The sequence below is a fragment of the Streptomyces sp. GD-15H genome, assembly GCF_045291515.1.
GTDB lineage: Bacteria > Actinomycetota > Actinomycetes > Streptomycetales > Streptomycetaceae > Streptomyces.
On the sequence record NZ_CP149447.1, the window covers coordinates 7,098,572 to 7,116,028 of the forward strand.

Below are 17,457 nucleotides of genomic sequence, written 5' to 3' on the forward strand. Positions count from 1 at the left end.
TCGCCCTGCGGCGGCCCGGTGAAGCTCTCAGGTTGAGATGACAGAGGGGGAGGCCGTCCGGGCACCCGTCATGGTGCCCCTCGAAGGTCGTCAGACCAGGAGGCCTCCGCAATGACCGCCCATCGCATTCCCCTCTCCGAGCTCGAACAGGGAACGCCCTTCGAGCAGCGTCACATCGGCCCCGACCACGAGGCCCGCGCCAAGATGCTCGCGCAGGTCGGCTACGGCTCGCTCGACGAGCTGACGGCCGCGGCGGTCCCGGATGTGATCAAGAACGCCGACGCGCTCGACCTGCCGGGCGCCCGGACCGAGCCCGAGGTACTGGCCGAACTCCGGTCGCTGGCCGACCGCAACGAGGTGCTCGGCTCCATGATCGGGCTCGGGTACTACGGGACCTTCACGCCGCCCGTCATCCTGCGCAACGTGATGGAGAACCCCGCCTGGTACACGGCCTACACGCCGTACCAGCCGGAGATCTCGCAGGGGCGGCTCGAGGCACTGCTGAACTTCCAGACCATGGTCGCCGAACTGACCGGCCTGCCGACCTCCGGGGCCTCACTGCTCGACGAGGGCACGGCCGCCGCCGAGGCGATGGCGCTGTCGCGACGCATGGGCAAGAACAAGAACGGTCTGTTCCTGGTCGACGCGGACGCGCTGCCGCAGACGATCGCCGTGATCGAGACCCGTGCCGAGCCGACCGGCGTCGAGGTCGTCGTCGCCGATCTGAGCGAGGGTATTCCCGCCGAGATCGCCGAGCGCGGAATCAACGGCGTGCTGATCCAGTACCCGGGCGCCTCCGGTGCCGTACGCGACATCAAGCCGGTGATCGACCGGGCGCACGAGCTGGGCGCGCTCGTCACCGTCGCCGCCGATCTGCTCGCCCTCACGCTGCTGACGTCGCCCGGCGAACTCGGCGCGGACATCGCGGTCGGCACGACGCAGCGCTTCGGTGTGCCCATGGGCTTCGGCGGGCCGCACGCCGGATACATGGCCGTGCACGAGAAGATGGCGCGCAGCCTGCCCGGACGGCTCGTCGGTGTCTCCGTCGACGCGGACGGTCACCAGGCCTACCGGCTCGCGCTCCAGACCCGTGAGCAGCACATCCGCCGGGAGAAGGCCACCAGCAACATCTGTACCGCCCAGGTGCTGCTCGCCGTGATGGCCGGGATGTACGCCGTCTACCACGGTCCCGAAGGGCTGCGGACCATCGCGTGGCGCACCCACCGTTACGCGACCGTCCTCGCCGAAGGGCTCCGGCCGGCGGCGTGGAGATCGTCCACGCCTCCTACTTCGACACGCTGACCGTACGGGTCCCGGGGCGGGGCGCCGAGGTCGTCGCCGCCGCGCGGGACAACGGCGTCAACCTGCTCCTCGTCGACGCCGACCACGTCTCGATCGCCTGCGACGAGACCACCACACGGGCCCGGCTCGCCGCCGTGTGGAGTGCCTTCGGCGTCGAGGCCGACATCGAGACTCTGGACGCGGCAGCGCCCGACACCCTGCCGGACGCCCTGCTGCGCACCGACGAGTACCTGACGCACCCCGTCTTCCACCAGCACCGCTCCGAGACCGCGATGCTGCGCTACCTGCGCCGGCTCGCCGACCGTGACTACGCGCTGGACCGTGGGATGATCCCGCTGGGCTCCTGCACCATGAAGCTCAACGCGACCACGGAGATGGAGCCGATCACCTGGCCCGAGTTCGGGCAGCTGCACCCCTTCGCGCCGGCCGAGCAGGCCCAGGGCTACCTCACGCTCATCCACGAACTGGAGGATCGTCTCGCCGAGGTCACCGGCTACGACAAGGTGAGCCTCCAGCCCAACGCGGGTTCCCAGGGCGAACTGGCCGGGCTGCTCGCCGTGCGCGGCTACCACCGGGCCAACGGCGACGAGCAGCGCACCGTCTGCCTCATCCCGTCCTCCGCGCACGGCACCAACGCCGCCAGCGCCGTCATGGCCGGGATGAAGGTCGTCGTCGTGAAGACCGCCGAGGACGGCGAGGTCGACATCGACGACCTGCGGGCGAAGATCGAGCGGTACCGCGACGAACTGTCGGTGCTGATGATCACGTACCCGTCGACGCACGGTGTGTTCGAAGAGCACGTCGCCGACATCTGCGCGGCGGTGCACGAGGCCGGCGGCCAGGTGTACGTGGACGGCGCGAACCTCAACGCGCTGGTCGGGCTGGCCAAGCCCGGACACTTCGGCGGCGACGTCTCGCACCTGAACCTGCACAAGACCTTCTGCATCCCGCACGGCGGTGGCGGTCCCGGCGTCGGCCCGGTCGGCGTGCGGTCGCACCTGGCGCCGTACCTGCCGAACCACCCGCTCCAGCCCGAGGCCGGGCCGGAGACGGGGATCGGGCCGGTCTCGGCCGCCCCGTGGGGGTCCGCGGGCATCCTGCCCATCTCGTGGGCGTACGTCCGGCTCATGGGCGGCGAGGGGCTCAAGCGGGCCACCCAGGTGGCGGTGCTCAGCGCCAACTACATCGCCAAGCGCCTCGAGCCGCACTACCCGGTGCTCTACACCGGCCCCGGCGGGCTGGTCGCGCACGAGTGCATCATCGACCTGCGCCCGCTGACCAAGGCGACTGGCGTGAGCGTGGACGACGTGGCCAAGCGGCTGATCGACTACGGCTTCCACGCGCCGACGATGTCGTTCCCGGTGGCAGGAACGCTGATGATCGAGCCGACCGAGTCCGAGGACCTGGCCGAACTCGACCGGTTCTGCGAGACGATGATCGCGATTCGCGCGGAGATCGAGAAGGTCGGCTCCGGCGAGTGGCCCGCGGACGACAACCCGCTGCGCAACGCCCCGCACACCGCCGCCGCGCTCGGCGCGGAGTGGGCGCACCCGTACAGCCGTGAGGAGGCCGTCTTCCCGACCGGTGTGAGTGCCGCCGACAAGTACTGGCCGCCGGTGCGCCGTGTCGACCAGGCCTTCGGCGACCGCAACCTGGTGTGCTCCTGCCCGCCCCTGGACGCGTACGACGACTGACGCGGAGGGCTTGACCACCGGGACCGGTGACCGGAAGCGAGAACACCGGGACCGAGGAGTGGACGGGCTCCGCTCCGGCCGTACGGCCGGAGCGGAGCCCGTCGCCGTACCGCTTCCGTCAGACGCGGTCGATATGGACGTTCGTCGACTTCACGCGGGCGGTGGCCTCCATGCCGACCTCCAGGCCGAGTTCCTCGACGGCCTCGCGGGTCAGCAGCGAGACCAGGCGGTGCGGGCCCGCCTGAATCTCGACCTGGGCTGCCACGTCGCCGAGTTTGATCGCGGTGACGATGCCGGGGAAGGCGTTGCGGGCCGAGGTGTACGGCGTGCCCTCCTCGACGGCGCCGGCCTTCGCGAGGGCGACGGAGAACGCGGCCAGATCCCGCCCGTCGATGAGCCGTCGGCCGCCTTCGTCGCGGTGGGTGGTGACCCGGCCCGCGTCCGCCCAGCGTCGGGCGGTGTCCGGGCTGACGCCGAGCAGCCGCGCTGCCTGGCCGATCGTGTAGGACTGCATGCCGATCACCATAGGGCGGCGAGCGGAGCCGGACGGGGCGGAGGCTCTGAGGCGAGGTAGCCATTCCGCCACCTGATCGCAACGTTCGCAGAGTGATGCGAATATTTTGCCTCTCTGGGGGAGGCGGGGGCGTGTCGCCCCGGCACGGCCGGCGGCCTTCGCCGCGCCGCGATCTGCGAGGTCGAACCGGGCGTCCGGGCAGGCCGCGGTCGAGGGTGTGGGGGTGTCAGGGGGAACGGCCCGAACCGGCCGATCGGCGTACGCGCGACCTCCCGGAGGCGGCGGATACTCTCGATCCGGCCCCTGCGGGCGGCCGGCGCCACGTGCGCGGCGCGCGTCCCGGCAGATTCACCGCGTACAGGGGGTTACACCCTTTGTCGGCTGTCTCCAGGGTGCGGCAACGGCACATATTCCTGAATCTCTTCCGAAACTTCTGAATCAGTGGGCGTGGACCAGTGGGCGTGGAATTGTCCGCCCCTGACTCCGAGGAAGCGCATGACATGGGCACCCGGCACTGTCCCGCTGCGGCTTCCTGGCGGCCTCCGCCGCGGCCGGCCTGGGCATCACGGCGTTGAGCGGTGGTGGCGACTCGGGACGGAAGTCCCCGGGGACGACCGGGGACTCGTCCACTGCGACACCGGTGCCCTCCAGGGCCGCCCGGTAACCGTCGAGCCGGGCCCGGGAACACAGCAGGCGCGGCGGCCCGGTGACCAGACCGATCCTGCGGTGTCCCAGGGCCTGGCAGATGCTGCGTGGCGGCCATGCCGCCCGACCGGTTGGCGGCGCCGATGGTGGGCACGTCCAGGGCGGGGAGCCCACCGGATCCACCACCACGAGCGGCACGCCGAGAATGCGCAACTCCTCGTGGAGCACCGGCTCGAGCGCCGACGTGACGAGGACGATCCCGTCGGATGCGCGCGCCCGCAGACTCCGCGTCCACTCGCGGGCGGAACCGGAACGCCCGTGGATCGCCGACACCACCGTCCCCACGCCGGCCCCTGGGCGACCTCCTCGACACCGCGGATGATCTCCACCGCCCATGGGCCGACGAGGTCGTCGAAGACCAGGTCGAGCAGTGCGGCGCGGGCCAGGGAGGCGCTGGGGCGCTTGCGGTAGCCGTGATGGCGCACCAGGTCCTCGACCCGGACCCAGGTCCGCGGGGGACACGTCGGAGCGGCCGTGACGACACGGGACACGGTCGGCACGGAGACACCGGCCTGCCGGGCGATCTCCGTGATCGTCACCCTGCCCTCGGTGCCGGCCTCACATGGTGCCACCAGCCCCACCTCCGTGCCCTCCATGACGGGAGCCCGCGAAACTTCCAGGAGTCTTCCGGAAGGCGGGCACCGGTGGGAGGCCGTCGCCGGACGAACCCTGGGCGAGGTTTCCGCTCCGAGGGCGGGCACCGATCCGCCCGGTGGAGCTCAGGCGGTGGTCATCACCGCGGTGCCCCCGGGACGCTGCGGTGCGATGCTCCTGCCGTCGGGCAGGAGTTCACCGGTGTCCTCGAAGAGCACGACACCGTTGCACAGCAGGCTCCAGCCCTGCTCCGGGTGGTGCGCCACGAGACGGGCGGACTCCCGATCGGCGGATTCGGCTGAGGGGCACGGTGACGGATGCTGGCACATGGGTGGGATCTTTCGCTCGTGCTGACCTGTGGGTGGGCTGTTGTCTCTGTTGCGCGACGTGAAACCTCGTTCATGGCCGCCCCCGTTGTCATAGGTCGGTCGGAAACAAGTGTTGCCCCCTAGACGGCGATCCGCAGGGATTTCGCGGCACCGCCCCTCACAGGTTGATGACGCGTCACCCACGCGGATGGTTCGTCCCAACTGCACTGTCACTTCGGGTGGTTCCGCATGGTCGGATGAGGCTAGTCCGCGGTTTCGGAGCGTTCGGAGGGCTGGTCGGGCCGGGGAGGCTCGGGGCACGCGCGTACCCCGCCGCGGGGATCGGGCGACGGGGTACGGGAGGCGGAGGTGTGGGAGTGGCGGTGGGTACGCGCGCGTTGGGTCAGGCGGGTGAGCCGAGCAGGCGGTTGGGCGCCACCCGGTGGGTCAGCACCGGGAGGAGTTCCGCGACCAGGTGCGGGCGGTGGGCCGCGATGCCGGGCGGCGCGGGGGCGAGCGGGACGAGCAGGTCGGTGGCGGCGGGATGGCCTGTGGCGCCGTCCGCGGTGCGGTCGCCGTGCAGCCAGAGGGTCAGCATGTAGAGACCGGGCACCGACAACAGCCGGGGCTGGTAGGGCTGTGGCAGGGACTCGGCCTGGCGCAGGGCCAGTTCGGTGGAGGCGATGTACGGGCCCTCGAAGAAGCGGGAGAAGGCCCAGCCGTCGGGCGTGAGCACGGTGTCCGCCGCGGCCACCGCCCGGTCGCCGCAGCGGATCAGGAAGCGCCAGCCGGCCAGTCGCGTCGCGGACACGCCCTCGGCGGTGATCCGGTCCAGGACATGCACGGGCAGCGGCAGTTCGGGCGAGGCCGGTCCCTGGGCAGCGAGGAGGGAGGGGGTTCGGGCCTCGCTGACCGCGGTGGGGGAGGAGAGTGCGGTCAGGACGGAACGCAGTGCGGGCGCGGGGGCCGGGGGGACATGCAGGGGCATGGTGGGTCGCCTCTCATTCGAAGGCACAGTGGCGCGAGGGCGGGGCGGACGACGCTGTCAGCTCGCGAAGGTCGGAAGGCAGGGGCCGGGGGTCTGAGCGCGAGAGGCGGGTGGGGTGAGGACTGCCGCACGCCACCTCGAGGGCTGGATCACTCGACCGCGGGCGCCAACCTTCTGCCCTGTCCACGGAGTTTATATGACGCGTGTTCGGGCTGTGTTTCCGCTAGCCGTTTCCGACCCGTGAAACAAGGGTACTTTTGGTCGATGAAACGGGGGAATCATCCCGATTCCTAACCGGGTGCACAGCGATGACCTCGATAAACGGCCGCAGAGTGGTAGGCCTATTGTCGTCGGCGTTTTTCACGAGTTCGCCGTCGCGTTGTTACGTACCCTGTCGGCCATGCCGCGTGAATGTGCCAGTGGTCACATTCGACCAGCGTAGCGGTCGACAGACCAGTTCGGGGCGTTATCGATCGCATCCACTGGGCATCCTCCCCTGTGGACCGGGACCCCGGCGGCCGATCAGCGGACCGCCCAGCTGAGGAAGGACGCTTCGATGGGGGAGAAGGTGGTGGCAGGCGGGTTCGACCTGTCCGATCGCCAGCGCTACCGCGACAAGCTCCGCAAGTGCCTGACGGGCTTGGAGCGACTCCTGGTGGAGAAGCGGTTCGACCGCCCCAAGAACCTCATGGGGCTGGAGATCGAATTGAATCTCACGGGCGCTGACGGCATGCCCAAAATGTTGAACGGACAAGTCCTCGAACGGATCGCGAGCCGGGATTTCCAAACAGAACTCGCCATGTTCAATCTGGAAGTCAACATCGCTCCACATCGTTTGGACGGGCGGGTATTCGACCGGCTCGCCGAGGAACTGCGCACCTCACTCGCGTACGCCGACCGGAAGGCCGCCGAGGTGGACTCCGGGATCGTGATGATCGGTATTCTGCCGACGCTGCACCGCGACGACCTCGTCTCCTCGAATCTCTCCGAAGCCGACCGCTACACCCTGCTCAACGAGCAGATCGTGGCCGCCCGCGGGGAGGACTTCAGTCTCGACATCGACGGGGTGGAACGCCTCAGCTGCACCTCCAAGTCCATCGCGCCCGAGGCCGCCTGCACCTCGGTGCAGCTGCACCTCCAGGTCACTCCGGCCCGCTTCGCCGACGTGTGGAACGCGGCCCAGGCGGTCGCCGCCGCCCAGATCGCCGTCGGCGCCAACTCACCCTTCCTGTTCGGCCGCGAGCTGTGGCGCGAGTCCCGGCCGCCGCTGTTCCAGCAGTCCACCGACACCCGGCCGCCCGAGCTGCAGGCACAGGGCGTACGGCCGCGCACCTGGTTCGGGGAGCGCTGGGTCACCTCGGCGTTCGACCTCTTCGAGGAGAATCTGCGCTACTACCCGGCCCTCCTGCCCATCTGCGACGACGAGGACCCGCTCGACGTGCTGGACAAGAACGGCACCCCCACGCTCGCCGAACTCGTCCTGCACAACGGCACGGTCTACCGCTGGAACCGCCCGGTCTACGGCGTCGCCGACGGCGTCCCCCACCTGCGGGTGGAGAACCGGGTCCTGCCCGCCGGGCCCACCGTCGTCGACGTCGTCGCCAACGCGGCGTTCTACTACGGCCTGGTCCGGGCCCTCGCGGAGGACAGTCGCCCGGTGTGGACCCGGCTGCCCTTCGAGGCCGCCGCCGCCAACTTCGACGCCGCCTGCAGGCACGGCATCGAAGCCCGCCTCACCTGGCCCCGGCGCGGGCGCTACGGCGGTACGGCCGAGGTGGACGCGGTCACCCTCGTACGCGACGAGCTGCTGCCGCTGGCCGAGGCGGGACTGGACGCGTGGGGCATCGAGCCCGCGGACCGGGACCTGTACCTCGGCGTGATCGAGGAGCGCTGCCGACGCCGGCAGAACGGCGCGAGCTGGCAGGCCGCGACCTTCCACCGGGCCCTGGACGGCGGCCTGACCCGGCAGGCGGCGCTGGCCGCCACCACCCGGCGCTACCGCGAGCTGATGCTGGAGGGCGAGCCGGTCCACGCCTGGCCCGTCGGCCTCCCGGACCCGGTACCTGCGACCTGACACCGGACGGGCCCACCGCGGACCGCCCGTCGGGCCGCCGGCCGCTGCCCTCATACTGATCGGACGGATCGGTGACGTGGAGGCAGGTGTGCAGGCGGAGGCGGGCCCGAGGGCCGGTGAGTATCCTCAGCGGCGGCTCACGCGGACGATGCTCCGCAACGAGACGCTGCTCGTGCTCGCGGTGTCGCTCGGCGCGAGCGGAGTGGCCGCGCTGATCAGTTTCATCGGCTCGGTCACCCGGCCGGGCGGTCTGAAGGACCAGGCCGCCACCCTCAACGCCTCTGCGGCACCGGGCCGTCCCTGGCTCGACCTGGCTTGGCAGCTCTTCGGAATCACCACCGCGCTCGTTCCCGTCGCGCTCGTCGCCCACTTCCTGCTGCGCGAGGGCGCGGGACTGCGCGTCCTCGGGTTCGACCGCACCCGGCCCTGGTCCGACCTCGGCCGCGGGGCGGCGGTCGCGGCGGTCATCGGCAGCAGCGGCATCGCCTTCTACCTGGCCGCGCGCGGGCTCGGCTTCAACCTCACCGTGGTGCCCGAGGCGCTGCCCGAGGTGTGGTGGAAATTCCCCGTGCTGATCCTCTCGGCGCTGCAGAACTCGATCCTCGAGGAGGTCATCGTCCTCGCGTACCTGCTGCGCCGGCTCGAGCAGTTGGGCTGGACGCCGGGCGCCGCGACGGCGGCGAGTTCGATGCTGCGCGGTTCGTACCACCTCTACCAGGGCATCGGCGGTTTCATCGGCAACATGGTCATGGGCGTGGTGTTCGTGTTCCTCTACCGACGCTGGGGCAGGGTGGGGCCCCTGGTGGTCGCGCACACGCTGCTCGACATCGGTGCGTTCGTGGGGTACGCGCTGCTCGCGGGCAAGGTGGACTGGCTGCCCACGGCGTGAACGACCCGGAGACCGGGAAGGGGCGCAACGGCCGGGCCGTTGCGCCCCTTCGCCCTTCTGGCGCCCGGATCAGGCCAGGAGCTCACCCTCGATGACCGTCACCGCCCGTCCGCCCAGCAGGGTGCGCTCGCCGCACAGCTCCGTACGGACGCGGCCGGAGCGGGGTGAGGCCTGGAGGCCGGTGAGGCCGGGGCGCCCGAGACGCTCGGACCAGTAGGGGGCCAGCGCGGTGTGGGCGCTGCCGGTGACGGGGTCCTCGTCGATGCCGACGTTCGGGAAGAAGCAGCGGGAGACGAAGTCGTAGCCCCGGGAGGGGTCCTCCGCGCGGGCGGTGGCGATGACGCCGCGCTCGGAGTGGGCGCCGAGGGCGTTCAGATCGGGCCGCAGGGCGCGGACGGTCCGCTCGTCGGCGACCTCGACCAGCAGGTCTCCGACGTTCGGGCCGGTGTCGAAGGCCGTGAGCGGCTCGGTGCCCAGTGCGTCGGCGACCCCCTCGGGGAGGTCGAGCCGGGTGAGCGGCGCCGTGGGGAAGTCGAGGGTCACGGAGCCGTCCTCGGCCGGCGCCGCGACGAGGACACCACTGCGGGTGGCGAACCGGACGGGTCCCTCGTGGGTGCCGGTGGTGTGCAGGACGTGCGCGGTGGCCAGGGTCGCGTGGCCGCACATCGCAACCTCGGTGGCCGGGGTGAACCAGCGCAGCGCCCAGTCGGCCGTGCCGCCTCCGGGCAGCGGGTGCGCGAAGGCGGTCTCGGCGTGGTTGACCTCCAGGGCGACGTTCTGGAGCCAGGTGTCGTCCGGGAACGCGTCCGTGTCCAGGAGGAGAACCCCGGCCGGATTGCCGGAGAAGGGCCGGTCGGTGAAGGCGTCGACGATTCGAATGTGCATGCCCTGACGGTACGGGCTGAGCAAAGCCACAGGCCAAGGCCAATTCGGAGGCGTTGGACCGACCGTACGGGGCCGCCTGTCCGGTGACGGGGTTGCCAAGGGGTTGCCCAACGAAATCACCCGATATATCGTTGAGATATCGCGACAGATCAATGATGATACGGAGTGGTTGCGATGCGTACCCATGGTTTCGGGCATGGTCATGGTCAGGGCGGTCCGCGGGGCGGCCGGGGCGACTTCGACCGGCTGCGGGCCGCGTTCGGACCCTTCGGTCCCTCAGGACCCGGTGGTCACGGCTTCGGTCCGGGTTTCGGGCACGGCCCCTGGGGTGGTGGCCGAGGGCGTGGCGGGCCGAGGGGAAGGGCACGGCGCGGTGACGTGCGGGCCTCGATCCTCGCCCTGCTGAAGGATCGGCCGATGCACGGCTACGAGATGATCCAGGAGATCGCCGAGCGCAGCGGCGGAGCGTGGAAGCCCAGCCCCGGCTCGGTGTACCCCACCCTTCAGCTGCTGGAGGACGAGGGGCTGATCATCAGTGAGTCCGAGGGCGGCAAGAAGCTGTTCGCGCTCACCGACACCGGTCGCACGGCGGCCGAGGAAGGTCCCGAGGCGCCTTGGGAAGAGGCCTCGCGCGGAGTCGACTGGGAGGCGCTGAGCGAGATCCGGCAGGCCGGGTTCGGTTTGATGGAGGCCTTCGGGCAGGTCTGGAAGACCGGTAGCAAGGAGCAGCGGGAGAAGGCGCTCACCGTCATCAACGAAGCCCGCAAGAAGCTGTACCTGATCCTCGCCGACGACTGAGGACGGACGCGCGCCCCTGAGGGGAGTGGCCTGATTCTCCTTCCCAAGGAGGAGATTCCGGCTCGGCGTATCCACTTCCCGTGGGACAAGAAGATGCTCCCCGCCGGGGATGCCCCGGACCTGCGGGGCTGATGGGATGGAGGGTGTGCAACCCCGTATCCCCCGGCAGTCCGCCCACGAGGCCCAGGAGCAGGGCATTCGCCATGCGGACCACGGCGCCGGACTCAGCGCGGAGCTGACGGCGGTGGTCACCGGTGCCCGCCGCAGGGCGCTCAGGGACGCGGACCGTCAGATCGACACCGCCCATCTGCTGCACTCGCTGCTGGAGTCCGATGCCGAGGTGCGCGCGGTCTTCGACGAGGGCCCGCAGGCCGCCCGGCTGCTCGGCTATCTGGTCCAGCGCAGCATCGGCTACGGCCTGCGCTGGCGGAGCGCCGTCGAGGACTCCGGTGCGGTCCCGGTGGTGACGGAGGCCGCCGGTTTCTCGCCGCTCGCCGCGGCCGGCATGGCGTACGCCCGCGAACGCGCAGCACGCCGCGGCGGGACGCCGTGTGGCGTGGACCTGCTCGCGGCGATCATCGTGGACCCGCAGGCCCGTGCCGTGGAGGTGCTCGAGCGCGCCGGAATCGACTCCCGCGACCTGCTCGCCCGGCTCGAGACGTGGACCGGCGACCCGGCTCACTGAGACGAAGGAAGCCTCCGTCCAGCAGGTGAGACAGGAGCCATGGAGATGACGCTCCTGTCGACGCCTGACATCATGTGCCGGTGCCTACCTCTGCCAGTACTCGGAACACCCGGGGCACCCGTGGGAAAGGCGTCGGGCTCGGCCTCGCGCTGTTGTCCGCGGTGGCCTTCGGGGGGTCCGGTGTCGCCGCCAAACCGTTGATCGAGGCGGGCCTGGACCCGCTGCACGTCGTCTGGCTGCGAGTGACGGGCGCGGCCCTGATCATGCTGCCGCTGGCGGTGCGCCACCGGGGGCTGCTGCGCAGCCATCCGGCGCTGCTCGCCGGGTTCGGACTGTTCGCCGTCGCCGGCGTCCAGGCCTGCTACTTCGCCGCCCTCTCCCGTATCCCCGTAGGCGTCGCACTGCTTGTCGAGTATCTGGCGCCCGCGCTCGTCCTCGGTTGGGTGCGGTTCGTCCAGCGGCGGCCGGTGACCCGGGCGGCGGCGGTCGGTGTGGTTCTGGCGGTGGGCGGACTGGCCTGCGTCGTGGAGGTGTGGTCGGGCCTCGGCTTCGACGTCCTCGGGTTGACGCTCGCGCTCGGCGCCGCCTGCTGTCAGGTCGGGTACTTCGTCCTGTCCGATCAGGGCAGCGACCATGGCGACCGGGCGCCGGACCCGCTCGGGGTGATCGCCTACGGTCTGCTCGTCGGCGCCGCCGTACTCACCGTCGTCGCCCGTCCGTGGTCCATGGACTGGTCGGTGCTCGGCGGCAGCGCGAGCATGGACGGTACCCCGGTCGCGGCCTTCGTGTTGCTGGCCTGGATCGTCCTCGTCGCCACGGTCGTCGCGTACGGCACCGGAGTGCTCTCGGTGCGGCGGCTCTCGCCGCAGGTCGCGGGGGTCGTGGCCTGCCTTGAAGCGGTCATCGCCACCGTGCTGGCCTGGGTGCTCCTCGGCGAACACCTGTCGGCGCCGCAGCTCGTGGGCGGCGTGGTGGTGCTGGCGGGCGCGTTCATCGCCCAGTCCTCCGCGCCGGCCAGGAACCCCGACCGGCCGGTGGCGAGCGGTGGGCCCGAAAGGGAGTTGGCCACGCCCGGAACTGCCGCCTAAGGTGCTGGTTATGCATGCGCGCGCCCTCGTCCTTCCGCCTCCCGCCGCCTGAGGAGGGTCCACGGCTCCCTTCGCCCGGCGTGCCGCCGGGCGTCGTGGTGCTGCCCGCAGACGCAGTCCACGGACCCCGTCGACCTGGCTCCACCCGGGCCTGATCCGGGGCTTCCTTCCTTTCGCGCAGTGCGCGCACCGCGCGAGTGGTGCGTACCCGCGCATCTGTGTGTACCTGCGGAGAGAACACGTGTCGAACGCCGTATCCGGCCTGCCCGTCGGGCGAGGCCTGCTCTATCTGATCGTCGCCGGTGTCGCCTGGGGCACCGCCGGTGCTGCCGCGTCGCTGGTCTACCGGACCAGTGACATGGGCCCGGTCGCCCTCTCCTTCTGGCGCTGCGCGGCCGGACTTGTACTGCTGCTCGGGGCCCGGGCGCTGCTCCCGCGTCCCCGGACCGTGCCCGAGCCCCTGGGCCGCAGGGTGTGGCGGGCCGTGGCCACCGGGGTCGCGCTCGGCGTGTTCCAGACGGCCTACTTCGCCGCCGTCGCCGCCACCGGGCTCGCCGTGGCCACTGTCGTCACCCTCGGCGCGGGACCCGTTCTGATGGCGCTCGGCGCACGGCTGCTCCTGGGGGAGCGGCTCGGCCGGGGCGGGACCGCCGCCGTCGCCGGGGCGCTCGCCGGACTCGTCGTCCTCGTCCTCGGCGGCGGGGAGGCGGTCGTGGACCCGGGGGGCGTGCTGCTCGCGCTCCTGGCCGCGGCGGGCTACTCGGCGATGACGCTGCTCACCCGGTGGTGGGGGCGGGACGGCGGATTGGACGCCTCCGGCACGACGGTCGGGGCGTTCGCCGTCACGAGTGTGCTGCTGCTGCCGTTCGCCGCGGTCGAAGGACTGGTCCCGCACACGGACGCCCCCGGTCTGCTGCTGTGCCTCGTGGCGTACGTCGCAGCGGTCCCGACCGCTCTCGCCTACGGCCTGTACTTCGCGGGCGCGGCCGTCGTGCGGTCGGCCACCGTGTCCGTGATCATGCTGCTGGAGCCGGTGAGCGCGGCGGTACTCGCCGTCGCCCTGCTCGGTGAGCGGCTCACCTCGGCCACGCTGGTCGGCACCCTGCTGATGCTGGGCTCGGTCGCGGGGCTCGCGGTGGGCGAGGCACGGGGCGCGCGGGCCCGCAGGACGGAGGGCGACGCGGTACCGGCATGACGGCGGGGGCCGCCCCTGGGCCACATGCGGCGTGGTCGCGGGGTGGAGCCGGGTCACAGGGTCGCCAGGTACTCCGGCAGCTCCATGCCGGGGGCCAGGCCGGGGTCGGCGAGCGGGGTGCCGTAGCCGCGGCTCAGGGGGAGGATGCCCGCCCAGTGGGGGAGAGTGAGGTCCTCCGGCTCGTCGTTGACGCCGCCGGTGCGGAGCTTGGCGGAGACCTCGGTCAGGTCGAGGCGGATCACCGCGGTGGCGGCCAGCTCCTTCTTGCTGGCCGGGCGGGAGTCGGCGGCGCGGCCCGGGACGATGTGATCGACAAGGGCGTCCAGCGACTGTCGCTTCTCCTCGGGGTCGGTCACGTCGTGCGCGAGGCCGTGCACCACCACGGAGCGGTAGTTGATCGAGTGGTGGAAGGCGGAGCGGGCCAGCACCAGCCCGTCCACGTGGGTGACGGTCAGGCAGACCGGGAGGCCGGGCTCGGCCCCGTCCGCCGCGCGCAGCGGGCGCGAGCCCGTCGAGCCGTGCACGTAGAGACGCTCGCCGACCCGGGCATACAGCGTGGGCAGTACCACCGGCGCGCCGTCGCGGACGAAACCGAGGTGGCAGACGTACCCCTCGTCGAGTATCGCGTGCACCAGCTCCTTGTCGTACGCGGCGCGGTGGGGGGAGCGGGTGGGGACGGTGCGGTCGGTGGGCGGGTAGCTGGTGTCGGACTGCTGTGACAGCCGGGTCCCCTGCATGGCGTTCTCCATTGCACTAGTGCATAATTGGCTTTGTGCTGGGAGAATATCGGATCAGTGGACGGCGCGCAGCGGAGATTTCGGCGAGCGTTGAGCGCGCGGTGGGGGGAGGGGCCCTCCGGCCGGGCGAACTCCTGCCTCCTATAAGGGATTTGGCGGAGCGGCTCGGTGTGAACCCCAATACCGTCGCGTCCGCGTACCGGACCCTGCGCGAGCGCGGGGTGATCGAGACCGCGGGCCGGCGGGGAGCCGGGTGCGGCCCAGACCAGCCACGACGGCGCGCGACTTCATCCGGGTGGAGGTCCCACGAGGCGTACGGGACGTATCCGACGGCAACCCGGATCCCGCGCTGCTGCCCCCGCTGGCCGAGGCGTTCGCCGCCGCGGCAGGGCAGGGGGACCGGGAGCCGGTGCTCTACGGGCACGCTCCCGTGGAGCCCGGACTGGCGCGGCACGCACGCGCCGGGCTGGACGCCGACGGCGTCCCCGACGGTCCCGTCGCCGTCGCCTCCGGTGCCCTGGACGCCGTGGAGCGGGTGCTCGCGGCCCACCTCAAGCAGGGGGACGCGGTCGCCGTGGAGGACCCGGGATGGGGAAGCGTGCTGGACCTCGTCCCGGCGCTCGGGCTGCGGACCGTCCCGGTCGGTGTCGACGACGAGGGGCCGCTCCCCGACGACGTACGGCGTGCGCTGACGGGCGGGGCGCGTGCGCTGATCGTGACGGACCGGGCGCAGAACCCGACCGGGGCCGCACTGAGCGCGGCACGCGCACGTGCTCTGCGGGCGGTGCTCGCGGACCACCCGGAGACGCTGCTGATCGAGGACGACCACGGGCACCACATCGTCGACCTGCCCCTGCACCCCCTCGCCGGCCCCACCCGTAGCTGGGCCTTCGTGCGTTCGACGGCCAAGGCGTACGGCCCCGACCTACGGCTCGCCGTGCTCACCGGGGACGCGGTCACCCTCGACCGGGTGCGCGGGCGGCAGCGGCTCGGGCCGGGCTGGGTCAGCCGTACGGTCCAGCGCGCGGTCCTCCGGCTGTGGACCGGCGGCGCGGTGGACCCGGGCGCGGTGGCGGCGGAGTACGGGCGGCGCCGGAACGCCCTGATCGGGGAGTTGGCCCGGCAGGGGGTCACGGCGCACGGGCGCAGCGGTATGAACGTGTGGGTGCCGGTGCCGGACGAGACCGGCGCCGTCGCACGGCTGCTGCACGCGGGCTGGGCGGTGGCACCCGGGGCCCGCTTCCGGACGAGCGCACCGCCGGGTATCCGTATCACCGTGTCGACGCTCACGGGCGACGAGATCGGCCCCCTGAGCAAGGCGATCACCACGGCGATCGGACCGGACGCACCGGAGTCCAGGACGTACGTATAGGATCCCTCCCACGGAGAGCGCTTCAGGCCGGCACACCTAGCGAGCGCCCAGTTTGCGGAAGTCCCAGGACACGGTCTTCTCCGGGGTCAGCCGCATCCAGGCGTGCTGGCCGTCGTGCGGCATCTCGTCCAGATCGAAGTTCTTGCGCGCGAACAGGGTCTCGGGGACATCGAGTTCGGCGCGGAGTTCGCCGGTGCGCGGTATCTCGCCCACGAACTCCACCCGCCCGGACAGCTCCGCACCGCGCAGTTCGCCGTACTCCTCGCCGGTGTCCACCACGATCGCCACCCGCGGGTCCCGGCGCAGGTCGGCCCAGCGCTTGGAACGCACCACGGAGTACAGCCACAGCGAGGTGCCGTCCCAGGCGAACCAGAGCGTGCTCACATGCGGTGCGCCGTCGGCCGACACCGTGGCGACCCGGCAGGTGCGCTGGCCGGTGAGGAAGTCGTCCAGTTCGCCCGGCATCATCATGATCTTCCGGCCCCGGCGCTGCGTGGCGGTCATGCGGCCCCTCTTCTCTCAACTGACGGCTCACACGAGCCTGATCGAGTCCCCGCTGACGGTGATCTCCACGGACGGCAGCGGCTTGGTCGCCGGGCCGCCCTGCACACTGCCGTCGGTGATCGAGAAATTGCTGTTGTGACAGGGGCAGTTGATGACTCCGTCGGCGACGCTCTTCACCGCGCACCCCTGGTGGGTGCAGGTCGCCGAGAACGCCTTGAACTCGCCCGCCGTCGGCTGGGTCACCACCACCTTGCTGTCGGCGAAGACCTTCCCGCCGCCCTCGGGGATGTCGGCGACCGCGGCGAGCGCGGCCCCGGCCGCGTTGTCGCCGCCGCCCGAACCTCCACCGCTCGCGTCGTTGTTGTCCTGCGAGCCGCTGGACGCGCCGGAGTCCGCGGACGAGTCGGAGGCGCCGTCGGAGCCTCCGCAGGCGGTCAGCGCGACGGCGAGGCCCGCCGCTCCGGCCGCCGCCACGACGGTACGACGGGCCGGTCCTGATGCGAGCTGATGCGATGCGCTGGTCATGCGGGTGTGTTCCTTCCGGGGAGGTTGCGTGATCTGGGAAGAGGTACGGTCGGCGGGCTCATGTCGTTCAGGCCCTGCGGATAGCTTGGCCCGCGGCACGGTCGGAGGGGCGTAAGCCACAGCTGTCGTTTCGCTGTCGGCGTGAAGGGACGTACGGAGACGAGCGCCGCCGCGTCGGCTGTCACGCTCGGTTACTGTGCTCATTTCCTACCGGAGGTCATGAGCGAGGGGCGCGCCGCCATTGACGGGATGCTCGGAAGGCAGCGGGACCGGCACGCCGGTCGGAGCGCCCCGGTTCCACCTGGTCAGGTGGGGAAAACGCTGACCGGGGTCACCGCGACCCGCTCCCTCGCCCCGCTGCGCGAGAGCAGCTCGCTGCCGGGACCGATCGAGGCCGATGACCTCCGCACCTACGTCCTCACGTTGTCCGGAGGGCGGCGTGGGCCTGCGGTGATGCGACTACACCCATGACTGACCTGGGCGGATGAGTCTTTCAGCGTCTTTCACAGGCGTGCCGTCTTATGCGGCCGATCCTCCCCACGCGCTCCCCAGCGGCGCGGATACTCCCCAGGACCTCCCAGGAAAGGACGTCGTCACCAA

The 17,457-nt window shown here is 71.5% G+C and carries 14 protein-coding genes and 3 pseudogenes; 8 read left to right on the plus strand and 9 right to left on the minus strand.

Annotated features, from left to right (window positions below; genetic code table 11):
• The first annotated feature begins 111 nt into the window (after window positions 1–111).
• Window positions 112–2,996, plus strand: a pseudogene (gene gcvP, locus WJ438_RS33545) (aminomethyl-transferring glycine dehydrogenase).
• Between the two features lie 118 nt (window positions 2,997–3,114).
• Here the strand turns inward: gcvP and WJ438_RS33550 are convergent.
• From WJ438_RS33550 to WJ438_RS33570, 5 genes and pseudogenes are all read right to left on the minus strand, one after another.
• Window positions 3,115–3,510: a molybdopterin-binding protein gene (locus WJ438_RS33550; RefSeq protein WP_406728533.1), complete on the minus strand. Its 396-nt coding sequence runs from the start codon at window positions 3,508–3,510 to the stop codon at window positions 3,115–3,117.
• A gap of 438 nt (window positions 3,511–3,948) precedes the next feature.
• The gene (locus WJ438_RS33555; RefSeq protein WP_406728534.1) at window positions 3,949–4,500 is read right to left on the minus strand and encodes a hypothetical protein; all 552 of its coding nucleotides are present in this window, start codon (window positions 4,498–4,500) and stop codon (window positions 3,949–3,951) included.
• Window positions 4,501–4,679: 179 nt separating this feature from the next.
• Window positions 4,680–4,811: pseudogene (locus WJ438_RS33560) on the minus strand (LacI family DNA-binding transcriptional regulator); the annotation flags it as partial.
• A 123-nt stretch (window positions 4,812–4,934) separates the two neighbouring features.
• Window positions 4,935–5,138, minus strand: a complete 204-nt coding sequence (locus WJ438_RS33565; RefSeq protein ID WP_109383024.1) for a DUF5999 family protein — start codon at window positions 5,136–5,138, stop codon at window positions 4,935–4,937.
• A gap of 382 nt (window positions 5,139–5,520) precedes the next feature.
• On the minus strand, window positions 5,521–6,105 hold the full coding sequence (locus WJ438_RS33570) for a hypothetical protein (protein WP_406728535.1): 585 nt from the start codon (window positions 6,103–6,105) through the stop codon (window positions 5,521–5,523).
• Between the two features lie 556 nt (window positions 6,106–6,661).
• On the opposite strand from WJ438_RS33570, the gene WJ438_RS33575 reads away from it, so the two are divergent.
• A complete protein-coding gene (locus WJ438_RS33575) occupies window positions 6,662–8,179 on the plus strand; it encodes a glutamate-cysteine ligase family protein (RefSeq protein ID WP_406728536.1) in 1,518 nt (505 codons plus the stop codon).
• A gap of 88 nt (window positions 8,180–8,267) precedes the next feature.
• The gene (locus WJ438_RS33580; RefSeq protein ID WP_406729886.1) at window positions 8,268–9,068 is read left to right on the plus strand and encodes a CPBP family intramembrane glutamic endopeptidase; all 801 of its coding nucleotides are present in this window, start codon (window positions 8,268–8,270) and stop codon (window positions 9,066–9,068) included.
• 69 nt (window positions 9,069–9,137) lie between these two features.
• Here WJ438_RS33580 and WJ438_RS33585 read toward each other — a convergent pair whose 3' ends face one another.
• On the minus strand, window positions 9,138–9,953 hold the full coding sequence (locus tag WJ438_RS33585; protein WP_406728537.1) for a PhzF family phenazine biosynthesis protein: 816 nt from the start codon (window positions 9,951–9,953) through the stop codon (window positions 9,138–9,140).
• Between the two features lie 174 nt (window positions 9,954–10,127).
• Between WJ438_RS33585 and WJ438_RS33590 the strand changes: the two genes are divergently transcribed.
• The 4 genes from WJ438_RS33590 to WJ438_RS33605 all read left to right on the plus strand — a co-directional run bounded on the left by WJ438_RS33590 (window position 10,128) and on the right by WJ438_RS33605 (window position 13,719).
• On the plus strand, window positions 10,128–10,751 hold the full coding sequence (locus WJ438_RS33590) for a PadR family transcriptional regulator (RefSeq protein ID WP_406728538.1): 624 nt from the start codon (window positions 10,128–10,130) through the stop codon (window positions 10,749–10,751).
• A gap of 145 nt (window positions 10,752–10,896) precedes the next feature.
• Window positions 10,897–11,436 carry a Clp protease N-terminal domain-containing protein gene (locus tag WJ438_RS33595; RefSeq protein ID WP_406728539.1) on the plus strand — a complete coding sequence of 180 codons (540 nt, stop codon included), beginning with the start codon at window positions 10,897–10,899 and terminating at the stop codon, window positions 11,434–11,436.
• A 74-nt stretch (window positions 11,437–11,510) separates the two neighbouring features.
• Complete coding sequence (locus tag WJ438_RS33600) at window positions 11,511–12,524, plus strand: EamA family transporter (protein WP_406728540.1); 1,014 nt, start codon at window positions 11,511–11,513, stop codon at window positions 12,522–12,524.
• Between the two features lie 241 nt (window positions 12,525–12,765).
• A complete protein-coding gene (locus WJ438_RS33605) occupies window positions 12,766–13,719 on the plus strand; it encodes a DMT family transporter (protein WP_406728541.1) in 954 nt (317 codons plus the stop codon).
• 53 nt (window positions 13,720–13,772) lie between these two features.
• On the opposite strand, the gene WJ438_RS33610 is transcribed toward WJ438_RS33605, so the two are convergent.
• A complete protein-coding gene (locus WJ438_RS33610; RefSeq protein WP_406729887.1) occupies window positions 13,773–14,456 on the minus strand; it encodes a pyridoxamine 5'-phosphate oxidase family protein in 684 nt (227 codons plus the stop codon).
• 35 nt (window positions 14,457–14,491) lie between these two features.
• Here WJ438_RS33610 and WJ438_RS33615 point away from each other — a divergent pair.
• A pseudogene (locus tag WJ438_RS33615) lies at window positions 14,492–15,828 on the plus strand (aminotransferase class I/II-fold pyridoxal phosphate-dependent enzyme).
• Window positions 15,829–15,864: 36 nt separating this feature from the next.
• Here the strand turns inward: WJ438_RS33615 and WJ438_RS33620 are convergent.
• Window positions 15,865–16,332, minus strand: coding sequence for a pyridoxamine 5'-phosphate oxidase family protein (locus WJ438_RS33620; protein WP_406728542.1), 468 nt, complete (start codon window positions 16,330–16,332; stop codon window positions 15,865–15,867).
• A gap of 27 nt (window positions 16,333–16,359) precedes the next feature.
• A complete protein-coding gene (locus tag WJ438_RS33625; protein WP_406728543.1) occupies window positions 16,360–16,857 on the minus strand; it encodes a Rieske (2Fe-2S) protein in 498 nt (165 codons plus the stop codon).
• Window positions 16,858–17,457 lie beyond the last annotated feature (600 nt).